28 protein-coding genes and 1 tRNA gene are annotated in these 21,976 nt (G+C 67.2%); 22 read left to right on the plus strand and 7 right to left on the minus strand.

Annotated elements, in window-relative coordinates:
• Nucleotides 1-16 precede the first annotated feature (16 nt).
• The 7 genes from J7654_RS17840 to J7654_RS17870 all read left to right on the plus strand — a co-directional run bounded on the left by J7654_RS17840 (nucleotide 17) and on the right by J7654_RS17870 (nucleotide 4,204).
• Nucleotides 17-403, plus strand: a complete 387-nt coding sequence (locus tag J7654_RS17840) for a YkvA family protein (RefSeq protein WP_377946534.1) — start codon at nucleotides 17-19, stop codon at nucleotides 401-403.
• Between the two features lie 195 nt (nucleotides 404-598).
• A complete protein-coding gene (locus J7654_RS17845; RefSeq protein ID WP_209737172.1) occupies nucleotides 599-1,102 on the plus strand; it encodes an invasion associated locus B family protein in 504 nt (167 codons plus the stop codon).
• A 164-nt stretch (nucleotides 1,103-1,266) separates the two neighbouring features.
• Nucleotides 1,267-2,487: a dual-specificity RNA methyltransferase RlmN gene (gene rlmN / locus J7654_RS17850; protein ID WP_209737173.1), complete on the plus strand. Its 1,221-nt coding sequence runs from the start codon at nucleotides 1,267-1,269 to the stop codon at nucleotides 2,485-2,487.
• A gap of 24 nt (nucleotides 2,488-2,511) precedes the next feature.
• Nucleotides 2,512-2,967, plus strand: a complete 456-nt coding sequence (locus tag J7654_RS17855; RefSeq protein ID WP_209737174.1) for a hypothetical protein — start codon at nucleotides 2,512-2,514, stop codon at nucleotides 2,965-2,967.
• Nucleotides 2,964-3,254: a DUF2218 domain-containing protein gene (locus tag J7654_RS17860; protein ID WP_209737175.1), complete on the plus strand. Its 291-nt coding sequence runs from the start codon at nucleotides 2,964-2,966 to the stop codon at nucleotides 3,252-3,254. The genes J7654_RS17855 and J7654_RS17860 overlap by 4 nt, the downstream gene beginning before the upstream one ends.
• A gap of 26 nt (nucleotides 3,255-3,280) precedes the next feature.
• The gene (locus J7654_RS17865; protein WP_209737176.1) at nucleotides 3,281-3,502 is read left to right on the plus strand and encodes a BrnA antitoxin family protein; all 222 of its coding nucleotides are present in this window, start codon (nucleotides 3,281-3,283) and stop codon (nucleotides 3,500-3,502) included.
• Between the two features lie 42 nt (nucleotides 3,503-3,544).
• Nucleotides 3,545-4,204, plus strand: a complete 660-nt coding sequence (locus J7654_RS17870; protein ID WP_209737177.1) for a glutathione S-transferase — start codon at nucleotides 3,545-3,547, stop codon at nucleotides 4,202-4,204.
• Nucleotides 4,205-4,210: 6 nt separating this feature from the next.
• On the opposite strand, the gene J7654_RS17875 is transcribed toward J7654_RS17870, so the two are convergent.
• The gene (locus J7654_RS17875; RefSeq protein WP_209737178.1) at nucleotides 4,211-4,846 is read right to left on the minus strand and encodes a LysE family translocator; all 636 of its coding nucleotides are present in this window, start codon (nucleotides 4,844-4,846) and stop codon (nucleotides 4,211-4,213) included.
• A gap of 140 nt (nucleotides 4,847-4,986) precedes the next feature.
• Here J7654_RS17875 and J7654_RS17880 point away from each other — a divergent pair, with 140 nt between their 5' ends.
• The 3 genes from J7654_RS17880 (at nucleotide 4,987) to ppa (ending at nucleotide 7,489) form a co-directional block, all read left to right on the plus strand.
• A complete protein-coding gene (locus J7654_RS17880; RefSeq protein WP_209737179.1) occupies nucleotides 4,987-6,207 on the plus strand; it encodes an argininosuccinate synthase in 1,221 nt (406 codons plus the stop codon).
• Nucleotides 6,208-6,358: 151 nt separating this feature from the next.
• A complete protein-coding gene (locus tag J7654_RS17885) occupies nucleotides 6,359-6,874 on the plus strand; it encodes a GNAT family N-acetyltransferase (RefSeq protein WP_209737180.1) in 516 nt (171 codons plus the stop codon).
• A 75-nt stretch (nucleotides 6,875-6,949) separates the two neighbouring features.
• Complete coding sequence (gene ppa, locus J7654_RS17890; RefSeq protein ID WP_209737181.1) at nucleotides 6,950-7,489, plus strand: inorganic diphosphatase; 540 nt, start codon at nucleotides 6,950-6,952, stop codon at nucleotides 7,487-7,489.
• 86 nt (nucleotides 7,490-7,575) lie between these two features.
• On the opposite strand, the gene J7654_RS17895 is transcribed toward ppa, so the two are convergent.
• Both J7654_RS17895 and J7654_RS17900 read right to left on the minus strand, forming a co-directional pair.
• Nucleotides 7,576-7,902 carry a DUF167 domain-containing protein gene (locus J7654_RS17895; RefSeq protein ID WP_209737182.1) on the minus strand — a complete coding sequence of 109 codons (327 nt, stop codon included), beginning with the start codon at nucleotides 7,900-7,902 and terminating at the stop codon, nucleotides 7,576-7,578.
• 6 nt (nucleotides 7,903-7,908) lie between these two features.
• Nucleotides 7,909-8,211: a YggT family protein gene (locus J7654_RS17900; RefSeq protein WP_209737183.1), complete on the minus strand. Its 303-nt coding sequence runs from the start codon at nucleotides 8,209-8,211 to the stop codon at nucleotides 7,909-7,911.
• Nucleotides 8,212-8,341: 130 nt separating this feature from the next.
• Between J7654_RS17900 and J7654_RS17905 the strand changes: the two genes are divergently transcribed.
• From J7654_RS17905 to J7654_RS17935, 7 genes are all read left to right on the plus strand, one after another.
• Nucleotides 8,342-8,417, plus strand: a tRNA-Ala gene (locus J7654_RS17905).
• Nucleotides 8,418-8,705: 288 nt separating this feature from the next.
• Entirely contained in the window at nucleotides 8,706-9,182 is a 477-nt protein-coding gene (locus J7654_RS17910; protein ID WP_209737184.1) for a MarR family winged helix-turn-helix transcriptional regulator, read from the plus strand.
• A 147-nt stretch (nucleotides 9,183-9,329) separates the two neighbouring features.
• Nucleotides 9,330-10,916 carry an OpgD/OpgG family glucan biosynthesis protein gene (locus tag J7654_RS17915; protein ID WP_245195563.1) on the plus strand — a complete coding sequence of 529 codons (1,587 nt, stop codon included), beginning with the start codon at nucleotides 9,330-9,332 and terminating at the stop codon, nucleotides 10,914-10,916.
• Nucleotides 10,913-11,224, plus strand: a complete 312-nt coding sequence (locus J7654_RS17920) for a hypothetical protein (protein ID WP_209737185.1) — start codon at nucleotides 10,913-10,915, stop codon at nucleotides 11,222-11,224. Before J7654_RS17915 ends, J7654_RS17920 begins: the two co-directional genes overlap by 4 nt.
• A gap of 112 nt (nucleotides 11,225-11,336) precedes the next feature.
• Nucleotides 11,337-13,133: a glucans biosynthesis glucosyltransferase MdoH gene (gene mdoH, locus J7654_RS17925; RefSeq protein ID WP_245195564.1), complete on the plus strand. Its 1,797-nt coding sequence runs from the start codon at nucleotides 11,337-11,339 to the stop codon at nucleotides 13,131-13,133.
• A gap of 15 nt (nucleotides 13,134-13,148) precedes the next feature.
• The gene (locus J7654_RS17930) at nucleotides 13,149-14,339 is read left to right on the plus strand and encodes an OpgC family protein (RefSeq protein WP_209737186.1); all 1,191 of its coding nucleotides are present in this window, start codon (nucleotides 13,149-13,151) and stop codon (nucleotides 14,337-14,339) included.
• 3 nt (nucleotides 14,340-14,342) lie between these two features.
• Entirely contained in the window at nucleotides 14,343-14,546 is a 204-nt protein-coding gene (locus J7654_RS17935) for a DUF3329 domain-containing protein (protein WP_209737187.1), read from the plus strand.
• Here J7654_RS17935 and cobT read toward each other — a convergent pair.
• Nucleotides 14,543-15,559: a nicotinate-nucleotide--dimethylbenzimidazole phosphoribosyltransferase gene (gene cobT / locus J7654_RS17940; RefSeq protein ID WP_209737188.1), complete on the minus strand. Its 1,017-nt coding sequence runs from the start codon at nucleotides 15,557-15,559 to the stop codon at nucleotides 14,543-14,545. The genes J7654_RS17935 and cobT overlap by 4 nt on opposite strands.
• Nucleotides 15,560-15,704: 145 nt before the next feature.
• On the opposite strand from cobT, the gene J7654_RS17945 reads away from it, so the two are divergent.
• A complete protein-coding gene (locus J7654_RS17945) occupies nucleotides 15,705-16,454 on the plus strand; it encodes a TSUP family transporter (RefSeq protein ID WP_209737189.1) in 750 nt (249 codons plus the stop codon).
• 3 nt (nucleotides 16,455-16,457) lie between these two features.
• On the opposite strand, the gene J7654_RS17950 is transcribed toward J7654_RS17945, so the two are convergent.
• Together J7654_RS17950 and J7654_RS17955 are read right to left on the minus strand one after the other, a co-directional pair.
• Nucleotides 16,458-17,309 (minus strand): SDR family NAD(P)-dependent oxidoreductase, encoded by an 852-nt coding sequence (locus J7654_RS17950; protein WP_209737190.1) that lies wholly within the window; start codon nucleotides 17,307-17,309, stop codon nucleotides 16,458-16,460.
• Nucleotides 17,310-17,339: 30 nt separating this feature from the next.
• On the minus strand, nucleotides 17,340-18,119 hold the full coding sequence (locus J7654_RS17955) for an alpha/beta hydrolase (protein ID WP_209737191.1): 780 nt from the start codon (nucleotides 18,117-18,119) through the stop codon (nucleotides 17,340-17,342).
• A gap of 228 nt (nucleotides 18,120-18,347) precedes the next feature.
• Between J7654_RS17955 and infC the strand changes: the two genes are divergently transcribed.
• Nucleotides 18,348-18,887: a translation initiation factor IF-3 gene (infC, locus tag J7654_RS17960; protein WP_209740704.1), complete on the plus strand. Its 540-nt coding sequence runs from the start codon at nucleotides 18,348-18,350 to the stop codon at nucleotides 18,885-18,887.
• Nucleotides 18,888-18,919: 32 nt separating this feature from the next.
• Here infC and J7654_RS17965 read toward each other — a convergent pair whose 3' ends face one another.
• Nucleotides 18,920-19,789: a hypothetical protein gene (locus J7654_RS17965; protein WP_209737192.1), complete on the minus strand. Its 870-nt coding sequence runs from the start codon at nucleotides 19,787-19,789 to the stop codon at nucleotides 18,920-18,922.
• Nucleotides 19,790-20,062: 273 nt separating this feature from the next.
• On the opposite strand from J7654_RS17965, the gene rpmI reads away from it, so the two are divergent.
• The 3 genes from rpmI to pheS all read left to right on the plus strand — a co-directional run bounded on the left by rpmI (nucleotide 20,063) and on the right by pheS (nucleotide 21,970).
• A complete protein-coding gene (gene rpmI, locus J7654_RS17970) occupies nucleotides 20,063-20,263 on the plus strand; it encodes a 50S ribosomal protein L35 (RefSeq protein WP_209737193.1) in 201 nt (66 codons plus the stop codon).
• A 53-nt stretch (nucleotides 20,264-20,316) separates the two neighbouring features.
• Nucleotides 20,317-20,733: a 50S ribosomal protein L20 gene (gene rplT / locus J7654_RS17975; protein WP_209737194.1), complete on the plus strand. Its 417-nt coding sequence runs from the start codon at nucleotides 20,317-20,319 to the stop codon at nucleotides 20,731-20,733.
• 154 nt (nucleotides 20,734-20,887) lie between these two features.
• On the plus strand, nucleotides 20,888-21,970 hold the full coding sequence (gene pheS, locus J7654_RS17980) for a phenylalanine--tRNA ligase subunit alpha (protein ID WP_209737195.1): 1,083 nt from the start codon (nucleotides 20,888-20,890) through the stop codon (nucleotides 21,968-21,970).
• Nucleotides 21,971-21,976 lie beyond the last annotated feature (6 nt).

Genomic DNA, 21,976 nt, shown 5'->3' on the forward strand with positions numbered 1-21,976 from the left:
GAAGGAGTGCGTTTCGATGGAACTGCAAAATGAGCGGATCGGCGAAATCCTGGCTCCGGGCTCTCCCGAGGAGCAGGCGAGGCAGGAAGGGCGCGTGCGCCGGTCCTTCTTCTCCACGCTCAAGCGCGCCGCAGGCTGGATTCCCTTCTCCGAGGACGTGGCGGCCTCCTACTACTGCGCCATCGACAGCAAGACCCCGGCCGCCACGCGCGGCGTGCTCCTGGCCGCGCTCGCCTATTTCGTGCTGCCGTTCGACGTTGTGCCCGACTTCATCCTCGGCCTCGGCTTTACCGATGACGCGGCGGTGCTTCTGGCCGCCTTCAGCGCCGTGCGCCGCGACATCCGCCCCCGGCATTACGAGAAGGCGCGGGCGTGGTTCGCGCAAGAAGACAAACCCTCGTGACCTCTCCTCTTTTCGACAAATTCTCGCCTTTTTCCGCACGTCCCAAGAAGGACGCGCGGGCAGCGTCCCGCCGGCCCTGAATCGAAAAGTTTACTCTCGATAAAGGGCTTTCGATTTAAATTCCGGGAATGCGCTTCGCCGCCTGCGGCCGCACGCGGCGTCCGATCTATCAAAGCCTATCGAAGCGGGGAGCCCATGTCCTTGAGCAAAGTCCTGACGGCAGCGGCGGCGATCATCGTCGCTTCCAGCGCGGCCAGCGCCGCACAGACACCGAACCGCATGAACCAGTTCAATGCGTGGGGCACCTATTCCTACCAGTCGGACGGCTCCCGCGTCTGCTACGTCCTGTCCACCCCCACCGCCATGCAGCCCTCCACGGTCAACCACGGCGACATCTTCTTCCTCGTGTCGCAGAAGCCCGGCCAGAACGCCTATGAGCCGCAGGTCGTGATGGGCTACCCGCTTCGAGAGGGCAGCCAGGTGACGGTGGACGTGGACGGCCGCAAATTCTCGCTCTTCACGCGCGGCGAATCGGCCTGGGTGGAGGACGCCTCGCAGGAGCCCGCCCTCGTCGCGGCCATGCGCAACGGCCGCGCCATGACGGTCAGCGCCGTCTCCCAGCGCGGCACCAACACCACCTACACCTATTCGCTGGCGGGCGTGACCGCCGCCATGCAGTCGATCGGCAACTGCAGCTGATCGACAGGAACCTTCGGAACGCTTGCCGAACGCCGGGCCCAGCCCGGCGTTTTGGCGTTTGAAGAGCGCAAGTCTTGCGATTTCGAGCCGAAAGGCGCATCTCCTGCTGATTCAAGGTTGAAGACATCGATAGAACAAGGCCGGGAAGCCGGAAACGGTAAGCCATGAGCGCGACCCTCGATCTGACGACGCCCGCGAGCCGCCCGAGGCCCTCCGCGCCCGCATCGCCCGCGCTGGCCCAGCGCTCGCTGCTCGGCCTCTCGCGCGAGGAGCTGGGGGAGGCGCTGGCCTCCGTCGGCGTGCCGCAGAAGCAACTGCGCATGCGCGTCGGCCAGCTCTGGCACTGGCTCTATGTGCGCGGCGTGTCCGACTTCTCGCAGATGGCCAATGTCTCGCGCGATCTTCGGCAAACGCTGTCGCAGCATTTCGAGATCAGGCGGCCTGAGATCGTCGAGGAGCAGATTTCGGTCGACGGCACCCGCAAGTGGCTGTTCCGCTTTCCCGCGCGCGGCGCCGGGCGCCCGGTGGAGATCGAGACCGTCTACATTCCCGAGGAGGGGCGCGGCACGCTGTGCGTCTCCTCCCAGGTCGGCTGCACGCTGACCTGCACCTTCTGCCATACCGGCACGCAGCGCCTCGTGCGCAATCTGGAGCCCTCCGAGATCGTCGGGCAGATCATCACCGCACGCGAGCGGCTGGGCGATTTTCCGGCCGCCGATACGCCGGCCGGCGCCATCGTGCCCTCGGAGGGCCGCCTCGTCTCCAACGTGGTGATGATGGGCATGGGCGAGCCCCTCTACAATTACGACAATGTGAAGCGCGCGCTGGCCGTGGCGAGCGACGGCGACGGGCTGTCCCTCTCCAGGCGCCGCATCACCCTCTCCACCTCCGGCGTGGTGCCGATGATCCCGAAGACGGGCGAGGAGATGGGCGTCATGCTCGCCATCTCGCTCCATGCGGTGACGGACGAGCTGCGCGACGTCCTGGTGCCGATCAACAAGAAATATCCGCTGGAAGAGCTGATGGCGGCCTGCCGGTCCTATCCCGGCCTGTCCAACGCCCGTCGCATCACGTTCGAATATGTGATGCTGAAGGGCGTCAACGACAGCCTGGCCGACGCGCGGGAGCTGGTGCGGCTGCTCAAGGGCATCCCCGCCAAGATCAACCTCATCCCGTTCAACCCCTGGCCGGGAACGGCCTATGAATGCTCCGACTGGGACCAGATCGAGCGCTTCGCCGATCTGGTGAACGACGCCGGCTACGCTTCTCCGATCCGCACGCCGCGCGGGCGCGACATCTTCGCCGCCTGCGGGCAGCTCAAGTCCGAATCGGAGCGGATGAAGAAGGGCGACCGGCTGGCGCTGGAAGCGGCCGTCGCGGTTTGACGGGGGCGGATTGAGGACGCCGGCATGATCGCGGTCCTGCGCTTCCTGTTCGTCATCCCCATCGGTTTCGTCGCCGGCTGCCTCGCGGCGGCGGCCGCGCTGCTCTGGCCCTTCATCGACCTGCCTCCCGGCATGCTGGACGACCCCGTCATGATGATCGAGCTGTTCCTCGGCTTCATGGCGCAGGCGGGAATGGTCGGCGCCGCCGTGCTCGTTCCCTGGGCGATCTTCATGGTCCTGACCGAGATCTTCGCCCTGCCCTCCATCCTCCTGCATCTCGGCGCCGGGCTGGCTGGCGGTCTTGCGCTATCGCGTGCCTGGTATGGCGAGGCCGCCGCCTCCGGCACCCAGACCGCGTTGATCGTCGGCGGGCTCGCCTTCATGCTCGTCTACTGGATTCTGGCCGGCCGCAGCGCCGGCCACTGGCGCCGGCGATCCCGGCCAGCCACCCCTCCCTCGACAGAAGGACAGATGACATGATGACCTCCCGCGCCGTGGTGCAGACCCCGAACGCCAGCCGCTACCTGCAGCAGCTCTGCAAGCACTGGTCGCACAAGTTCGACGTCTCCTTCGACGCCAACCATGGCAGCGTGCCCTTCCCCGAGGGGCGCAAGGGCGAGTTCGCCGCCAGCGAGAACGCGCTGACGCTGGATGTGAGCGCGTCCGACGAAGCGGGCCTGCGCATTATCGAGACCGTCGTCGCCAATCATCTCGAGCGCTTCGCCTTCCGTGAGGAACTGGCCATCGAATGGCAGCCGGCCGCTTGAGCGGCCCCTCGAACAGGAGAACCGCCATGGCCCGCCGCCCCATGAACCCGCGCGATGCCGCGGAGGCCGCCTTCAAGAGCGTGACCACGAAGCCGGTCGAGCGCGCCCGCGAGGCGCCCGCCGTGCCCGGCCGGCGCGAGAGCGTGACGTTGCGGATCGACAGCGACGTGGTCGAATGGTTCCAGGAGGAGGGTCCAGGCTGGCAGGACCGCATGGCGGCGGCCCTGCGCGCGGCGGCCGGAAAGTAGCGCCGGGCTTGCCTTGCACGCCCGCCGTGCCACATCGCCTTGATGATCACGATCCATCACCTGAACAATTCCCGCTCGCAGCGCGTGCTCTGGCTTCTGGAGGAGCTGGAGCTTCCCTATGAGGTGAAGCGCTACGAGCGGCTGAAGTCGCTTCAGGCCCCGCCCGAGCTGAAGGCGGTCCATCCGCTCGGCAAGTCGCCGGTGCTGACGGAGGGCGAGTTCACCATTGCCGAGACCGGCGCGATCGTCACCTATGTTCTGGAGACCCATGCGCGCGGGCGCCTCGTCCCGCAGGCCGGCAGCCCGGCCTATTGGGATTACCAGCACTTCCTGCATTATGCCGAGGGCTCGGCCATGCCGCCGCTCTTCCTCAAGCTCGTCCTGTCGCAAATCCCCACGCGCGCGCCCTTCTTTGCCCGGCCCGTCCTGAAGGCGGCGATGGACAAGGTGAACGCCATGCTGGTCGGCCCCGAACTGACCCGCCATCTCGACCACTGGGAGGGCGCGCTGGCGGCGACGGGCTGGTTCGCGGGCGACGAGTTCACCGCCGCCGACGTGATGATGAGCTTCCCGGTCGAGGCGGGCGCGACGCGCCTCGACTACACGAACCGCCGGACGCTGAAGGACTGGCTGGCGCGCATCCACGCCCGTCCCGCCTACAAGGCGGCGCTGGCGAAGGGCGGGCCCTACGCCTATGCCTGAGGCGCGCTAGCGCGTCATGAAGATCGAGACGGCGAAGCCGGAGAAGACGCTCGCAAAGACGTAGTCGATGCCGCGCGCGATGGCCGGGCGGCGCCTGAGCAGGCTGGCCACGCGCTCCGCGCCCAGGATCATGGCGAAGCAGATCGGCATGGACAGCACGAGGAAGTAGAAGCCGAAGAAGAAGAGCTTCTGCCACGCATGAGGATCGGCAACCGAAACGAATTGCGGCATGAAGGTCACGTTGAAGAGGATGACCTTGGGGTTGAGGAGGTTGACGCTGACCCCGCGCGCCCATTCGCCCCAGAGGGACCGCTTGCGCCCCTGTGCCTTTTCGACCGAGAAGGACGATCCGTAGCGGATCGCCTGATAGGCGAGCCATGCCAGATAGGCGGCCCCGCCGATGCGCAGCGCCATGAAGGCCTGCGGGGAAGCGGCGATCAGCGCCGAGAGCCCCACGGCGGCAAGTGTCGTGTGTACGAGGATGCCGGTCGAGGCGCCCAGCATCACCGCCACGCCGGCCGCCCTCCCCTGCGCCAGCGTGCGGCCGAGGAACAGCGTCATGTCCGGCCCGGGCGTGACGGTGAGGACCAGTGCCGCCAGCGTGAAGGCGAAGAGAGCTGCGATGTCGGGCATGAAGGTCATGGGCAAGGCCTTCGCGAATGGGGCACGATGCTCATACGCCCTCCGGCGATGGCCCGCCACCCGGTTTTACGGTGTTCCTTCCCGCAAACTTCTCCTGTAGAGCGCTCAAAACCCCTCGCCTTCATGGAGTTTCCCGCACGATGGCCCTCCCCCGCGACGTCAAGAAGGTCGTTCTCGCCTATTCGGGCGGCCTCGACACCTCGATCATCCTGAAATGGCTCCAGACGGAGCTGGGCGCCGAGGTGGTGACCTTCACCGCCGATCTCGGCCAGGGCGAGGAGCTGGAGCCCGCGCGCCGCAAGGCCGAGATGATGGGCATTCGCGACATCTATATCGAGGACGTGCGCGAGGAGTTCTGCCGCGACTTCGTCTTCCCCATGTTCCGGGCCAACGCCGTCTACGAGGGCACCTATCTTCTCGGCACCTCCATCGCCCGCCCGCTCATCTCCAAGCGCCTGGTGGAGATCGCCCGCGAGACGGGCGCCGACGCCATCGCCCACGGGGCGACCGGCAAGGGCAACGACCAGGTTCGCTTCGAGCTTTCGGCCTACGCGCTGAACCCGGACATCAAGGTCATCGCGCCCTGGCGCGAATGGAGCTTCAAGTCGCGCACGGATCTGCTGGACTTCGCCGAGAAGCACCAGATCCAGGTGGCCAAGGACAAGCGCGGCGAGGCACCCTTCTCCGTCGACGCCAATCTCCTGCACTCCTCCTCGGAAGGAAAGGTGCTGGAGGACCCCGCCGTGGCGCCCCCGCCCTACGTCTTCCAGCGCACCGTCTCGCCCGAAGAGGCGCCGGACGTGGCCACCACGATCGAGATCGGCTTCGAGAAGGGCGATCCCGTCTCGCTGAACGGCAAGGCCCTGAAGCCGCACGAACTTCTGGCCGCGCTCAACGATCTGGGGCGCGATAACGGCATCGGCCGTCTCGACCTCGTGGAAAACCGCTTCGTCGGCATGAAGTCGCGCGGCATCTACGAGACGCCGGGCGGCACCATCCTTCTGGCGGCGCACCGCGCGATCGAATCGATCACGCTGGATCGCGGCGCGGCGCATCTGAAGGACGAGCTGATGCCGCGCTATGCCGAGCTGATCTACAACGGCTTCTGGTTCAGCCCCGAGCGCCTGATGCTCCAGGCGGCCATCGACCAGAGCCAGACCCACGTCGAGGGCACGGTCACGCTCAAGCTCTACAAGGGCAACGTCATCGTCACCGGCCGCGCCTCGGCCAAATCCCTCTATTCCGACGCGCTCGTCACCTTCGAGGACGACCACGGCGCCTACGACCAGAAGGACGCGGCCGGCTTCATCCGGCTGAACGCCCTTCGCCTGCGCACGCTGGCCAAGCGCGATCTGGCGTAAGCGGGCTCAAAGCCGGGGATAAGCGGCGGGCGGGGGATTCATTCTCCGCCCGCCTCGTTTATGGAAGGGGAGTGACCCATGAACCCGCCCTTCTCGAAACGATTTCGCCCGCCGGCGGGATCGCACGGGCGCCGATCATGGTTAACGGCGCATGAAGACGATTGCCGCAGAGGTTCGATACGCCACCCCGAACGACGCCGCCCCTCTTTCACAGGCGTATGAGGCGGCATGGCGCGGAGCCTATACCGGCATCCTGCCCCGGCGCTCCCTCTCCGCCATGATCACGCGGCGCGGGCCGGACTGGTGGCGCAAGGCGATCGAGCGGCGCTCGGCCGTTCTCGTCCTGGAATTCGGCGACGAGATCGCCGGCTACGCCACGCTCGGCCGCAACCGCACCCCAGCCCTCCTGGCCGGAGGCGAGATCTACGAGCTCTACCTCAAGCCGGAATTCCAGGGCAGCGGCCTGGGGCGCCATCTCTTCGAGGCCGCGCGGCAGCTCCTCGCCTCGCGCGGGCTGCACGGGCTGGCCGTCTGGGCGCTGGAGGAGAACGAGCGGGCGGTGGAGTTCTACCGGGCGCTCGGCGGCACGGACATCGCGGCCGGCACGGAGCGTTTCGAGGATGTGATCTTGCGCAAGATCGCCTTTCTCTGGCCCAACGTCCGGTAGCGGCCTCTGTTGCCAGCCTCGCCGCAAGCGGCTAAGCACCCGGCCAATTCTGGATCAGCAATCCGAGGAAACGCCATGCGCATCGACGCCATCCCCCGCGGCCGCAACGCCCCGGACGATATCAACGTCATCGTCGAGGTGGCGGTGGGCGGCCATCCGATCAAGTACGAGATGGACAAGGAATCCGGCGCCCTGTTCGTGGACCGCTTCCTCTTCACGCCCATGGTCTATCCGGGCAATTACGGCTTCGTGCCCCATACGCTCTCCGACGACGGCGACCCCATCGACGTCCTCATCGCCTCCACCCGCCCGCTGGTGCCCGGCTGCGTGATCAATTGCCGGCCCGTGGGCGTCCTCGTGATGGAGGACGACAAGGGCCAGGACGAGAAGGTCATCGCCGTTCCCTCCAGCAAGATGACCAAGCGCTACGATTCCGTGCAGAACTACACAGACCTGCCCGAGATCACCTGCAAGCAGATCGAGCACTTCTTCGAGCATTACAAGGATCTCGAGGAAGGCAAATGGGTGAAGATCGGCGGCTGGGGCGATGCCGCGAAGGCCAAGGCGCTGATCCGAGAGGCCGTCGAGCGCCACGACGCCAAGCAGAAGGGCTGACCGGCCGGAAGAAGCCCGCCTCACCGGCGGGCTTCCTCGTTTATCGGGCAGGGCCGAACGCCTTGGCCCATCTCCCTGCGAAGCGCTCAGCGCCGCCGCATGGGCTCCCTCTCCTCGGCGGATGAAAGGCGACGAAGGCGTTCGAGCGCATGTTCGAGCCTGTCCGGCGTGGTCTCGATCCGAACGCGCTTCTCGCGCGAGCGCGAGCCTGCATCGAGCCCGACCGCGCTTTTCGGCACGCCCAGCTCCTCGGCGATGAGGCGCACGAGCGCCGCATTCGCCTTGCCGTCCTCGGGCACCGCGCGCACGCGCGCCTTGAGGCGCCAGGCGCCGCCCTCCTCAAGCGAAGCGCAGTCCAGCCGATCCTGCGCAGCCTTCGGCGTCAGCCGCACCGAGAGGACGAGGCCGGCCAAGGCGCTTCAGATGCCGGCGCGCATCACCGCCGGCGCCACATAGATCAGGATGAACTGCTGGAGGAAGACGATCAGCAGAAGCACGACCAGCGGCGAAAGATCGATCCCGCCGAAATTGGGCAGGATGCGCCGAATCGGCCGGTAGACCGGCTCGGTGATGCGATAGAGAAACTCGCCGATCGCACCGACGAACTGGTTTCGCGGGTTGACGATGTTGAAGGCGTAGAGCCACGACAGCACCGCCGAGGCGATGACGAGCCACCAGAGGATGTCGAGGACGATAAGAATGACCTGGATGAGGGCGAGCATGTCCGCTTTCGAGCCGTTCGCGAGAGGTTTCGACGTGTAGCGGCGGGGGCGGCCGCGCGCAAGCGAGACAGCCGGAACACCGCTTGACAGCGTCCCGCACCCCGCCTAGAAGCGGCCTCGAAAGGTGGACGGGGCTGTAGCTCAGTTGGGAGAGCGCGTCGTTCGCAATGACGAGGTCAGCGGTTCGATCCCGCTCAGCTCCACCATTCGATCTTCCCTCGGAATTCAGCTTTGCATTGCAGCTCGCTGGTGGTCGACCCTGTCTTGAGGTCGCCGCCTGCCGCGGTATCCTCCCAAGGCTGGTGTCAGCGGGCCGCGATCATCCGGTCTCGCACACCCCCTTTTCGCCCTCTTCGCCTGTCGGTCCACGCGCCGGAATCGCTCTCTGCGGCGCGAGAGCGCGGCGAAAGAAGGCTTGAACAGCCGCGACTTGAATTTCGTCGCTTATAAAAGAGTTTAAAGTCGCGCGCCCCGATCTTTGGCATAGAACGGCGATGAACGAGCTGACGCCGTCCCGCGATTTTCCCTCCCCGGTGCAGACTGGCGGCGTTGTGCCGCTGCTTCTCACCATTTCGAAATCCACGCGCGCCTTCCTGGCGCTGCTCCTGGCAGAGATCGGCCTGCACCCGGGCCAGGACCAGCTTCTGCACCGCCTGACGGCGGGCCAGGCGGTCAGCGTGTCGGCGCTGGCCGACCAGCTTGCCGTGCGGCCCTCGACCGTGTCGAAGATGCTCGACCGGCTGATCGAGAAGAAGCTCGTCCTGCGCACCACCTCCAGCGGCGACGCGCGGCGCACCATGGTGCTGCTCACCGAGGAGGGCGCCACCGTCCGCACGGCCGTCCTCGCCCTGTGGGAGCGGCTGGAGACCGAGCTCGTCGCGACGATTCCCGATGGCAACCGCCGCGAGCTGATCGGCGCGCTCGCCCAGGTCGACACGCTTCTGGCCACGCGCCTTCGCCGGCTGCGCTGAAAACCGGCCCAACATTCTCCAAATTATTCATGTTGCAACGCAATCTAGGCAGAACACGCGCGATTGCGTATGTTCGCGCCCATCACGGATGCACCCACGAACATGACCGTTTGGAGCAGCATGTACCGACCGACGCGTCGACACGCGATGAAACTTGGCCTGGGCGGTGTCCTGGCCGCAACGCTGGCGCTCGATGCGCAAGCGCAGGAAGGAGCGGCGCAGCCGCCCGCGCCCGCCGCCCCCGATGATGGCCTCGCCACGTCGGTCGATCTGTCGAACTTCTCCTTCGACGCGCTTTCGGCCGCCATGCGCAATCGCGCCGCCCTGCCCTACGAGCCGCCGCCGGAAGACCTGCCGGATATCGTCAGCGATCTCGATTACGATGGCTATCGCCGCGTCCTGTTCCGGCGCGAGAACACCGTCTGGGCGAATGAGCCGGGGCAGTTCCAGCTTCAGCCTTTCTTTCCCGGCTTCATCTACCAGGCGACCACGCGCCTGCATGTGGGAGATGGCACGAGCTTCACGCCGCTCGCCTTCACCGGCGCCGATTTCGAGTTCCTCGGGCCGCTCGACCCCGCGGCCTTCGAAGGCTTGCAGTTACCGGGCGTCGCGGGCTTCCGCGTCACCTCGCCCATCGACCGGCCGGATCGCTTCGACGAGGTCACGTCCTTCCTCGGCGCCAGCTATTTCCGCGCACTCGGGCGCGACAACCGCTATGGCCTGTCGGCACGCGGCCTTGCGCTGAACACCGCGACGGGCACGACGGAGGAGTTCCCGCGCTTCTCGGCCTTCTACATCGTGCGCCCGGCGCCCGATGCGCAGGAACTCGTCTTCTACGCCGAGCTCGACAGCCCCAGCCTGACAGGCGCCTACGCCTTCACGCTCCGGCCGGGGGCGCACACGGTGATCGACGTCGTCAAGCGGCTCTATTTCCGCCAGAGCGTCGAGCGGCTGGGGGTGGCCCCGCTCACCAGCATGTATTTCTTCGGGGAGAACGATCCTCATCCCCGCCCGGACTTCCGGCCCGAGGTGCACGACAGCGACGGGCTGTTCATCGAGCGCGCCAATGGCGACCGCCTCTGGCGCCCCCTGAAGAATCCGGACGAGCTGGCGCTGAGCTACTTCTCGGAAACCTCGCCCCGGCGCTTCGGCCTTCTCCAGCGCGACCGCGCCTTCGCCAGCTACCAGGACATCGAGGCCCGCTACGAGGCGCGGCCTTCGCTGATGATCGAGCCGGCGAGGGACTGGGGGCGCGGCGTCGTCCAGCTCGTCGAGATCCCGACCGCGACGGAGGCCAACGACAATATCGTCGCCTTCTGGGTGCCCGAGGAGCGCCCCGAAGCGGGAAGCGCCTTCGAGTTCCGCTACCGCATGCGCTGGGGCGTGCTGAGCGAGATGGCGGACGAAACGGCCGTCGTCTCCGGCACATTCGCCGGGATGGGCGGCAACGCGGCCGATTCGAGCGACAACGGCCTGTGGCGATTCGAGATCAATTTCAGCGGCGGCCCGGCCGCGAAGATGCCAGAGGGCGCCACCATCGAACCGGTGATCGACCTGGCGGACAATGTGGAGGCGGTGCACACGGGCTTGGCGCGCCTGCCGGACGGCGGCTGGCGCCTCTCGCTGGACCTGCGCCGGCTGGAAGCCCGCCCGGCCGAACTGCGCGCCAAGCTCACCTATAACGGCCTGGCGATCTCCGAAACATGGCTCTACCAGTGGACGGGACAGCCATGAGCCTCGCGCCGACTCCCAGCGGCCGGGCCGCCGAGCCCCTGCCGAGCGCGGGCGCGCTGGTCGGCCGGCCGGACCTGTCCGACGAGGAGGTGAAGGCAGCGATTCTGGAGAGGCTCGCCTTCGACGGGCGCACCGGGCCGGAGCCGGAAATCGTCCTGGAAGCCGCCCGGTTGCGCAAGCGCAAGGCCCTGACCTTCCTGCGAAAGCTGCTTCTGCCCCCGCCGCGCGCGGGGCTGGACATGCCGGTGCAGCCGATCCTGCGCTCGCATCTGCGCGCGGGCGGTCCGCCCTCGCACGAGGCGGGCTGACAACAGGCAAATCAGGGTCGTGCTTCATTCACGATCCTTTGATCTGCCGCAATCGAAGTGCGATGATCGCCGCGAGAACGGCGTCTTTCCTTCTGCCCAGGCGGTTTCGAACGTGATTTCTGTGTACCGGTTCTGCTTTGCGGTCGTGGCCTTCCTTCTCGCCGTGCTCGCCGGCGTTCTCTTCGCCACCGTCATCACGGTGAACGGCGCCACCTGGCTGCATTTCATCCAGGTCGGGCTGCTCATCGTCTGCTGCGTCTGGCTCGCCTGGGGGTTCAACACGGCGGCCGTGGGCATCCTGTGGCGCCGCCCGCCGCTGGCCTCCGTGCGCGGCTTCACCAGCAACAGCCGCACCGCCGTGCTCATGCCGGTCTACAACGAGGATGCGGACGCGGTGATGGCGCGCGTGGCAGCCATGATCGAGGGCCTGCAGGCCACCCGGCGGCTGGACCGGTTCGATTTCCACGTGCTCAGCGATTCGACCAAGCCGGAGAAGGTGAGGGCCGAGCGGGCCGCCGTCTTCCGCGTCGTGGCCGAGCTCGAAGCCGGCGCGCATCTCTACTACCGCCACCGGGCCAACAATGTCGGCCGCAAGGCCGGCAACATCGCCGACTTCGTCACCAAGTCGGGCGGAGCCTACGATTATATGCTGGTGCTGGACGCCGACAGCCTGATGCGTCCGGCCACCATGGTCGAGATGGTCGCACGCATGGACGACGACCCCGAGCTCGCCTTGCTCCAGACCCAGCCGCTGATCATCGGCCGGCACACGCTCTTCGGCCGCGCGCTGCAATTCTCCGCCGCACTGTATTCTCCCTTCTTCTCTCGCGGAATCGCGGCCCTCCAGGGGCGCGAGGGCCCGTTCTGGGGCCACAACGCCATCATCCGGGTGCGTGCCTTCGCCGGTGCCTGTGGTCTGCCGGACCTTTCCGGCCCGCCGCCCTTCGGCGGTCACATCCTCAGCCACGACTTCGTGGAAGCCGCGCTGCTCGCGCGTGCCGGCTGGAAGGTGCGCGTCGACCCGGACCTGGAGGGCTCCTACGAGGAAGCGCCGTCCAACCTCATCGAATACGCCAAGCGCGACCGCCGCTGGTGCCAGGGCAACCTCCAGCACGGCCGGCTCATCACCGCGCCCAACATCAGCTTCTGGAGCCGGGTGGCGATGGTCTCGGGCATCATGGCCTATGCCGCCTCGCCCATCTGGCTCGCTTTCCTGGTGGTCAGCCTGCTCGACCCGGTCCTTGCGCCCGCGCCGAACTACTTCCCGGCCGATTCGCTGTTTCCCGTCTTTCCCCGGCCGGAGACGACCACGGCGCTGACGCTGCTCATCGGCATCTTCCTGCTGCTTCTCCTGCCCAAGACGCTTATCGCCTTTCGCACCGCCTTCTCGGAGCGCCAGCATCGATTCGGAGGCGGCGCCGCCGTTCTGTTCGGCGCGACATGCGAGTTGATCATGACGAGCGCGCTGGCTCCGATCATGATGCTGTTCCAGTCGAAGGCGGTCGCCGAAATCCTCATCGGCACCGATTCGGGATGGCCCTCCACGGACCGGGACGACGAGAGCCTGCCCTTCTCGGCCGCCTTCGCCAGTTCGTGGTGGATGGTCTTCGTCGGCGCAGCGCTGCTGGCGACGACATGGTTCTATGCGTTCCAGCTTTTCCTGTGGGTTCTGCCCATTGCGCTGCCGCTGCTCATCGCGCCCCTGTTCATCACGCTCACGGGCAGCCCGGCGCTCGGCGCGCTGGCGCGGCGGCTGAAAATCTTCGTCACGCCCTTCGAGCTGAAGCCCGAGCCGGTGATCCGCGCGGCGCAGGCCTGGCACGAAAAGCTTGCCGGACCAGCGCAAACGCCCGATATGAAGGCTGGGACGCCAACGCCGGCGCCGGCCCTCTCGGCCGGCAAGGCCTGACGACGAAACGAACCGATGACACAAGCGAGGACCGCTCCGGTTGCGCCCGTGCGCGACCATCGCATTGATTTCTATCGGGGTATCGCCCTGGCGATGATCTTCGTCAATCACATCCCCGGCGTCCTGTACGAGCGGTTCACCTCGCGCAATTTCGGCTTTTCCGATTCGGCCGAGCTCTTCGTCTTCCTGGCGGGCTTCGCCTCGGCCTACGCCTATGGGCGGCCGTTTCTGGCGGGTAATCCGCTGGTGGCCAGCATCCGGGCGCTGCGGCGGGCGGGCGTCCTCTATCTCGTGCACATGGCGCTCACCATGGCCACGATCGGCCTTTTCGTCTGGGCCGCGATGGCCTTTGGCGAGGGTGCGCTCATCAACCATCTGGGTCTCGGCCATCTCCTGACGCGCACGCTCGACACGCTCTTGGGCCTTGCCACCCTTGGCCACCAGTTCGGCTATGTGAACATCCTGCCGATGTACATGGTGCTGCTGGTCTTCCTGCCCGCGCTCCTCCTCATCCTGCGCGCCTTCGGCGCGCGCGCCATGATGGCCGCCTCGGTGGCCTTCTGGATCGCGTGCGGGGTCTGGCGGCTCAACATGCCGAACTATCCCAATCCCGGCGGCTGGTTCTTCAATCCCTTCGCCTGGCAGGTGATCTTCGCCGCCGGGCTTTATTGCGGCCTGATGAAGATGGAGGGCAAGGCGGCGATCGCCTATCGGCCCTGGGTCTTCGCGGCCGCGCTGGCCTTCCTGGCCTATTCGCTCCACGTGACGGTGAACGCGCTCTGGCACTGGCAGACGTCGCTGCCGTTCCACTTCCTCATCAAGGATATCGACAAGACCTTCGCCACCCTCCCCCGGGTCCTGCATCTTCTGGCGCTGGTCTATGTCTTCGCCTATCTGCCGCGCTTCCTGCCCTCGCTACGTGTCTCGCGCGAGAATCCGCTGGCGGCGATGGGCCGGCATAGCCTGCCGGTCTTCGCCCTCGGCACCATGCTCTCGCTCAGCGCGCAGGTCGTGCGCTTCGTGCGCGAGCCCGGCTTTCTGCTCGACACCGCCCTGGTCGGCGGCGGACTGCTTCTGCAAGTCGCGCTGGCCGCCTATCTCGATTGGTGGCGCGTGGCCTCGCGCAAGCCGCGCTCCCAGCCCGCCGAGCGCATGGCGGCCGGCACCCCCGCCATGCCTCTCGGGCAAGCGCCGGCCAGGAGATAGGCCATGCGCAACGATTCTTCCCATCCCTTCTTCCGCCCGCTCTGGCGGCGCGTGCTGGTGGTGGCCTTCTGCCTGGCCTGGTCCGCTATCGAATGGTACAATGATCAGACGTTCTGGGGCGTCCTGACGCTTTTGATCGCCGCCTACGGCGTCTGGGCCCTGTTCCTGAATTTCGATGCGGGCCCGGCCTCCGGGGAAGAGCGCTAAAGCTTCTTCGAAACCCCGGTCTGCTCGAAGGTCGCCATGCCCGAATGCACGGCCGCGGCGGCCTTAACGATACCGGCCGCGAGGGCGGCCCCGGTGCCCTCCCCCAGCCTCATGCCCAGCGCCAGGAGCGGCACCTTGCCGAGGCGCTCCAGCGCCTGCCGGTGCCCCGGCTCGGCGGACACATGGGCGAAGAGGCAGTGGTCCAGCGCCGTTTCATCGAGCTTGAAGAGAACCGCGGCCGCCGCGGTGGTGGCGAAGCCATCGAGAATCACCGGCACGCGCTGGAGCCGCGCGGCCAGGATGGCGCCCGCGATGGCCGCCATCTCGCGCCCACCCAGCCGGCGCAACACCTCCAGCGGATCGGCCAGATGAGCGCGATGCAGCGCCAGCGCCTCCTCCACCACGGCCGTCTTGCGCGCCACGCCCTGTGCGTCCAGCCCCGTGCCGGGGCCGACCCATTCGCTCGCGGCCCCGTTGAACAGCGCGGCGAGAACGGCCGCCGCCGAGGTCGTGTTGCCGATGCCCATCTCGCCCAGGCACAGAAGGTCCGGGCTGCCCTCCAGGCACTCCATGCCGAAGGCCATGGTGGCGGCGCAGGCCTTTTCGTCCAGCGCGGCTCCCGTCGTGAAATCCTGCGTGGGAAAGTCCAGCGCGAGGTCGAACACCTTGAGGCCCAGATCGTAGGCGGCGCAGATCTGGTTGATCGCCGCGCCCCCCGCCGCGAAGGTCTCCACCATCTGACGCGTCACTTCCGACGGGTAGGCCGAAACGCCGCGCGCGGCCACGCCGTGGGTGCCCGCGAAGATCGCCACCACCGGCCGCCGCACGGCCGGCGCGCGCCCCTGCCAGGCCGAGAGCCAGTCCGAAAGATCCTCGATGCGCCCGAGCGAGCCCGCGGGCTTGACCAGTTCCGCCTCGCGATGGCGCTTGGCGTGGAGCGCGGAACGGTCCGGCCCCTCCATCCGGGCAAGAAGGGCGCGGATATCGTCGAAGGGCAGGCCGGTGGCGGACATCGGGACACTTCCAGGAATTGGCATGGCGGGCGTGTGCGCGTCATAGGCGCGAAGGGGCCGGCAGGCAAATCGGCCGCCGCGCCCTTCTCAAAGCCGGCGGCGCGCGTTACAGCCGGGCGCCCTTCCCGCAACGAGCGGCCCCATCATGTCCCCCGAACTCGTCATCGTCCTTCTCGTCGGCGCTGCCTTTGCCGCCGGCTACATGGACGCCATTGCCGGCGGCGGTGGAATGATCATCATCCCCTCCCTCCTGCTGGCCGGCCTCGACCCGGTGTCGGCGCTGGGCACGGCCAAGCTCCAGGCCCTGTTCGGCAGCGGCTCGGCCTCCATCGCCTTTGTGCGGAAGGGGCATGTGGGCCCGCGCGAAGTGCTGCCCGCCATGGCCTTGTCGGCCGGCGGGGCGGCGCTCGGCGCGCTTCTGGCGCAATATGTGCCGGGAGACCTCCTCGCCGCGATCCTGCCGTTCCTGCTGATCGGCATCGCCATCTATTTCGCCCTGAAGCCGGGCATCTCCGACATCGACCGCGAAAGGCGCCTGACGCCCTTCCTGTTCGCGCTCCTCGTGGTGCCGGCGATCGGCTTCTACGACGGCGTCTTCGGGCCCGGCGCCGGCTCCTTCTTCATGCTCGCCTTCGTCGGCCTTGCCGGCTACGGCGTGCTGAAAGCGACCGCGCACACGAAGCTGCTCAACTTCGCCTCCAATGTCGGGGCCTTTCTCGTCTTCGCCGCCTTCGGCTCGGTGCACTGGTCCCTCGGGCTGGCCATGGGGTTGGCGCAGTTCGCCGGCGCCCAGCTCGGCGCGGCATCGGCCATGCGCTTCGGCGCGGCCCTCATCCGCCCGCTTCTCGTCACCGTCTGCCTCGCGCTGGCGGCCCGCCTCCTGTGGACGAGCTGAGCGTCAGTCCTCGCGCGCGGCGAAGTCCCGGAAGGCCTGCGCATGGTCCGGGTGCCAGCGCGAGAGCGGCGGCCGGTTGTGGACGATGTCGCCGGCAGCCCAGGCGATGCGCTTCTCGTCCATGTTCCGGCTCACCTCTCCGTCGGGGCACAGTATGTAGAAATCGCCCGCTTCCAGCCGCTCCAGCATGAAGGCCACCGTCTCCTCCGGCGTCCACGCCCCTTCCGGCTTCTCCTGCCGCCCCCGCGCGGTGAGCCCGGTGAAGACGAAGCCGGGAATGAGGAGCGCGGCGCCGACACGGCAGCCCTCGCGCGTGCGCAACTCGTGCGCCAGCGCCTCGGTGAAAGCCTTCACGCCCGCCTTGGAGACATTGTAGGCCGGATCGCCCGGCGGCGTGGTGATGCCCTGCTTGGAGCCGGTGTTGAGGATGAGCCCCGGCTCGCCATGGGCCATCATCGCCGGGCCGAAGACGCGCGTGCCGGTGATGACGCCGCCCAGATTGACCGAGAGAACGGCGTCCCACTGCGCCTGCTCGCCGAAGATCGAGGAACCGGGCTGGATGCCGGCATTGTTCATCAGCACATGAACCGGCCCGAGCGTGCGACCGACATGGGCCGCCGTGCGCTCCATGCCCTGCCGGTCGGTGACGTCGCAGGCGGCCGCCACGACCCGCTCGTCGGAACCGGCGAGCGCGGCCAGCTCGTCACGGGCGCTGGCCAGCCCCTCCATGGTGCGGTCCACGATGGCGACCTTCATGCCGGCGCGCACGAAGGCTTTCGCGGCGGCAAGGCCGATGCCGGAGGCTGCGCCGGTGATGACGGCGGTCCGCTCGGGTGCGATGGCGGGATGAGGCATGTGTCTTTTCCGGCTTTGCTTTGCGTTGGTTCAGGCCTGTCGCGCGTCGCGAACGAGGTCGGACACGGCGCTCTCCATGCGCGCCAGATCCTCCTCGCGCGCGAGGCGGTGGTCGCCATCGGCGACAAGCGTAAGGACGACGCCCTCGCCGGGCAGGTGCGAAACGAGCTCCAGCGCGTGGTCGTAGGGCACGTCCGGGTCTGCCATGCCCTGGATGATGCGCACCGGGCAGCCGGTATCGATGGGCCCGTCCATCACCGCCGCCCGGCAGCCGTCGTCGAGAAGGCCCTGCGTGTAGACTGTCGGCTCCGGTCCGTAGTCGGAGGGGCGCGCGATGAAGCCGTCACGTTCCAGCGCCACGCATTCCGGCCCCGTCAGCGAAGGCTCGACGAGGCGGCTGGTGAAGTCGGGCGCAGGCGCGAGCAGCAGGAGCGACGCCACGCGGCCCGCCTCCAGCTCACGCGCCAGCCGCAACGCGATCCACGCGCCCATGGACGAGCCGACGAGGATGAGCGCGCCGCTCGTCTGCGCCTCGATCACGGCCCTCGCCTCGGCCGTCCACCCCGTGATCGTCCCGTCCTCGAAACGCCCGTCCGATTCGCCGTGGCCCGAATAGTCGAGCCGCAGGAAGCTCCATCCCGCACCGCGCGCCATCTCGCTCAGCCGCTCGGCCTTGGTGCCGCGCATGTCGGAGCGGTAGCCGCCGAGCCAGACGATCGTCGGCCCCTCTCCCTCCACCTTGAGGAAGGCGAGACGCCGCGGCGCGCCGGCGATGGAGACCTCGTGGAAGGAGGGGGGCTGTTCCGTCATCGGCTGGTCGTTCCTTTCGCGTGTTTCTCTTCCGTCATGCCTTCATTTCAGCGCCGTATCGACAAAATCGCCGCAGTGCGACGTGAATTCGCATGCCGAGCGTGCTATATGCGCATTTGCCGGTCATCGCGACGCGCGCGTAAACGTGTGCCCGAAGCCGGATTGGCAGGAGCCGCAGGGCTTTTTCCGCACCGGAATCTGTGTCGTCAACTTCAGGAGACAACGACCATTCGCAGACCATTTCGCGCGCCGCCGGCCCAGAAGGAAGGGCCGCGCTCCAACCGGGACATCCGGGTTCCCGCCGTCCAACTGATCGACGCTGACGGCCAGAATCGCGGCCAGGTTCCGACCCAGGAGGCCATGGCGCTGGCCGAGGAAGCCGGTCTCGATCTCGTGGAGATCGTGCCGACCGCCAATCCGCCCGTCTGCAAGATCCTCGATCTCGGTAAGCTCAAATATGAGGGCCAGAAGAAGGCCGCCGAGGCGCGCAGGCGCCAGAAGACCATCGAGGTCAAAGAGATCAAGATGCGTCCCAACATCGACGATCACGACTACGAGACGAAGATGAAGGCCGTCCGGCGCTTCTTCGACGAGGGCGACAAGGTCAAGGTGACGTTGCGCTTCCGTGGCCGCGAGATGGCGCACCAGGAGCTCGGCATGAAGCTCTTGAACCGCGTGCGCGAGGAGACGGCCGAAATCTCCAAGGTGGAGGCCGAGCCCAAGCTCGAAGGCCGCCAGATGATGATGGTGCTGGCCCCCAAGGGCTGACGCCCGGGGCTTCGAGGGGCCTTTGACTGCGTTCAGGCGATGAAGCGCGGGCGGGGCATCAGGATGACGACGAGGTGCTCCGGCTGCGCCGGGGCGCCCTCGGTACGTGTCACGAAGCATGAGCCAGGCGTTGCCAGGTTGATGACAACCCCCTCCCCCCTGGCCGGGTCGACGCAGGATACGGTCGCGCGGCAGCCTCGGCCGAAGAGGAGGCGGCCCATGGCTTTCTCGAACGCGTCGTCCGCGCTGGCCGAACGGAGGCGAAAGCGCCCGTGATGCCCAACCGGCATGAACACGGCGCGGGAGGACAACACGTCCTCGGCGGCGACGTTCGCGGCCAGGATGCGGCGCTCGCGCGAGAGCAGCGCGGTGCCGTGTCTTAGCGCATCCCAGGCGATGTCGATGTCCTCGCGGGCAGGAACAGCACCGGTTCCGATATGGTGGCGCGTGCGAAAAGCGCCGGCCAGCACGGGGCCGAGCCGCGTCAGCATACCCGCGATCGAAGGAAGCGAACCCCGCGCCCCCGCGGGCGGACGTACCACAATGCTCCAGAGCCGCCCCGCCCCGCGATGCAGCACGAGCCTGACGCCGGTGGGCATGGCCTGTGCACCCGGCCGGTGCGCCAGCACGACCTTGCCGGGCTCCATACCGGCCATTGAGCCATCGGCACTTAGCCCTTCCCGCAGACCGAACGGGCGCATGCCACGGCGCGTCAGATGCAGCCGGCCAAACCCATTCCGCTCCGTCATTTCGCTGGGCTCGCTCGTCAATTCGCAGCGCGAACCAGGGAAATGCCGAGCGATCGCCTCGATCACGCCGCTCCACAGGGCCGGCGCCAAGGAGGCGCGACGAGCGAGATCCTCGATGTCCTGAAGGTTATCGGGATAGGGGCGAACGTCCATAAATGCCGTCCAAGCAACGTGCATATGTTTTATACACGTTATCCTCCAACTGATACCACAATATGCGCGGTTCCTGTGGGAGAGGTTTCTCGGGGCTTGCGTTCACCTCGCCTCGCGGTCTAAAAAGCGCGCGCGTCAAAATTCCAGGGAGTCGGCCGGCAGGGCATGCCGTGTCGGCTCCAAATGCTGTCGCGCCCTCCCGGCCTTGCGCATCGGGTCTGCCGCTTACCGCGGCGGAGAGAGGGGATCGCGGCTCCACCCCAGGAGAGCAAAATGCCCAAGATGAAGACCAAGGCGAGCGCCAAGAAGCGCTTCCGCATGACCGCCACCGGCAAGGTGAAGGCTGGTGCCGCCGGCAAGCGCCACGGCATGATTAAACGCTCCAACGACTTCATCCGCAATGCGCGCGGGACGATGATTTTGTCCGAGCCCGATACGCGGATCGTCAAGATCTATATGCCTTACAACCGCTAAGCGGCCAGGGTTCAAAGATTTTAGACGGCTATACATTTTAAGGAGCGAAGATCATGGCACGCGTTAAGCGGGGCGTTACGTCCCACGCCAAGCACAAGAAGGTTCTGAAGGCCGCGAAGGGCTTTTACGGCCGCCGCAAGAATACCATCCGCGCCGCCAAGGCGGCGGTGGATCGCGCCAAGCAATATGCCACGCGCGACCGCCGCACCAAGAAGCGCAACTTCCGCGCCCTGTGGGTCCAGCGCATCAACGCCGCCGTGCGCGAGCACGGGCTGACCTACGGCCGCTTCATCGACGGGCTGAACAAGGCCGGCATCGAGGTGGACCGCAAGGTGCTCTCCGACATCGCCATCCATGAGCCGGAAGCGTTCGCCGCCCTGGTCGGCGAGGCCAAGAACGCGCTCTCCTACATCAAGGAGACCAGCGAGACGGCCCATGCCGCCGCCATCGGCGAGAAGCGCGCGGCCTGAGCCGCATTGCCTTCCCGACATTGAAAAGGCCCGGCCGCCGCGCCGGGCCTTTTTCGTTGGAGCTTGCGCTTTGCGCCGCCCCCGCCCTTGTCGTAAGGAACCTCCGAAACGAGAGGCTGCCCCCGAGCGGCCAGGCGAAAAGGACGATGAGACGGTGAGCGATCTCTCCGCGCTGGAAGCGAACTATCTTTCCGACATCGAGGCGGCCGGCGACGATGCCGCGCTGGAGGCCGTGCGCCTAGCCGCGCTCGGCAAGAAAGGGGAGATTTCGGAGCGGCTGAAGAGCCTGGGCAGGATGAGCCCGGATGAGCGCAGGGAGGCCGGCCCTGCCCTCAACGGCCTGCGCGACCGCGTGCAGGCCGCGATTCTCGCCCGCCGCGAAATCCTCGCCGATACCGCCATCGAAGCGCGCCTGAAGGCCGAGACACTCGATGTCACCCTGCCCGTGCGCTCCTCCCCGCTTTCGCGCGGGCGTATCCATCCGATCAGCCAGGTGGTGGACGAGATCACCGCCATCTTCGCCGATCTCGGCTTCGCCATCGCCGAAGGGCCGGACATCGAGACCGACCACTACAATTTCACCGCGCTGAACTTCCCCGAGGGCCATCCGGCGCGGGAGATGCACGACACCTTCTTCCTCAAGCCGGATGCGGCGGGCGAGCGGCGCGTTCTGCGCACCCACACCTCGCCGGTGCAGATCCGCACCATGGAGAAGCAGAAGCCGCCGATCCGCATCGTCATTCCCGGCAAGACCTACCGGCAGGATTCGGACGCGACTCACACGCCCATGTTCCACCAGGTGGAAGGGCTGGTGATCGACAGCTCGGCCAATGTCGCCAACATGAAGTGGGTGCTGACCGAGTTCTGCAAGGCCTTCTTCGAGGTGCCTTCGCTCAACATGCGCTTCCGCCCCTCCTTCTTCCCCTTCACCGAGCCCTCGCTGGAGGTGGATATCCAGTGCGACCGCTCGGGCTCGGAGGTGCGCTTCGGCGAGGGCACGGACTGGATGGAGATCCTCGGCTGCGGCATGGTGCACCCCAACGTCCTGCGTGGCGTCGGGCTCGATCCGGACGAGGTGCAGGGCTTCGCCTGGGGCATGGGGATCGACCGGATCGCCATGCTGAAATATGGCATGCCTGACCTGCGCGCCTTCTTCGACGCCGATGTGCGCTGGGTGGAGCATTACGGCTTCCGCCCGCTCGACATGCCCACGCTCTTCTCGGGCCTCAGCGCGTAGCAGGCA

It is taken from the genome of Aureimonas populi (genome assembly GCF_017815515.1).
Classification (GTDB): Bacteria; Pseudomonadota; Alphaproteobacteria; order Rhizobiales; family Rhizobiaceae; genus Aureimonas; species Aureimonas populi.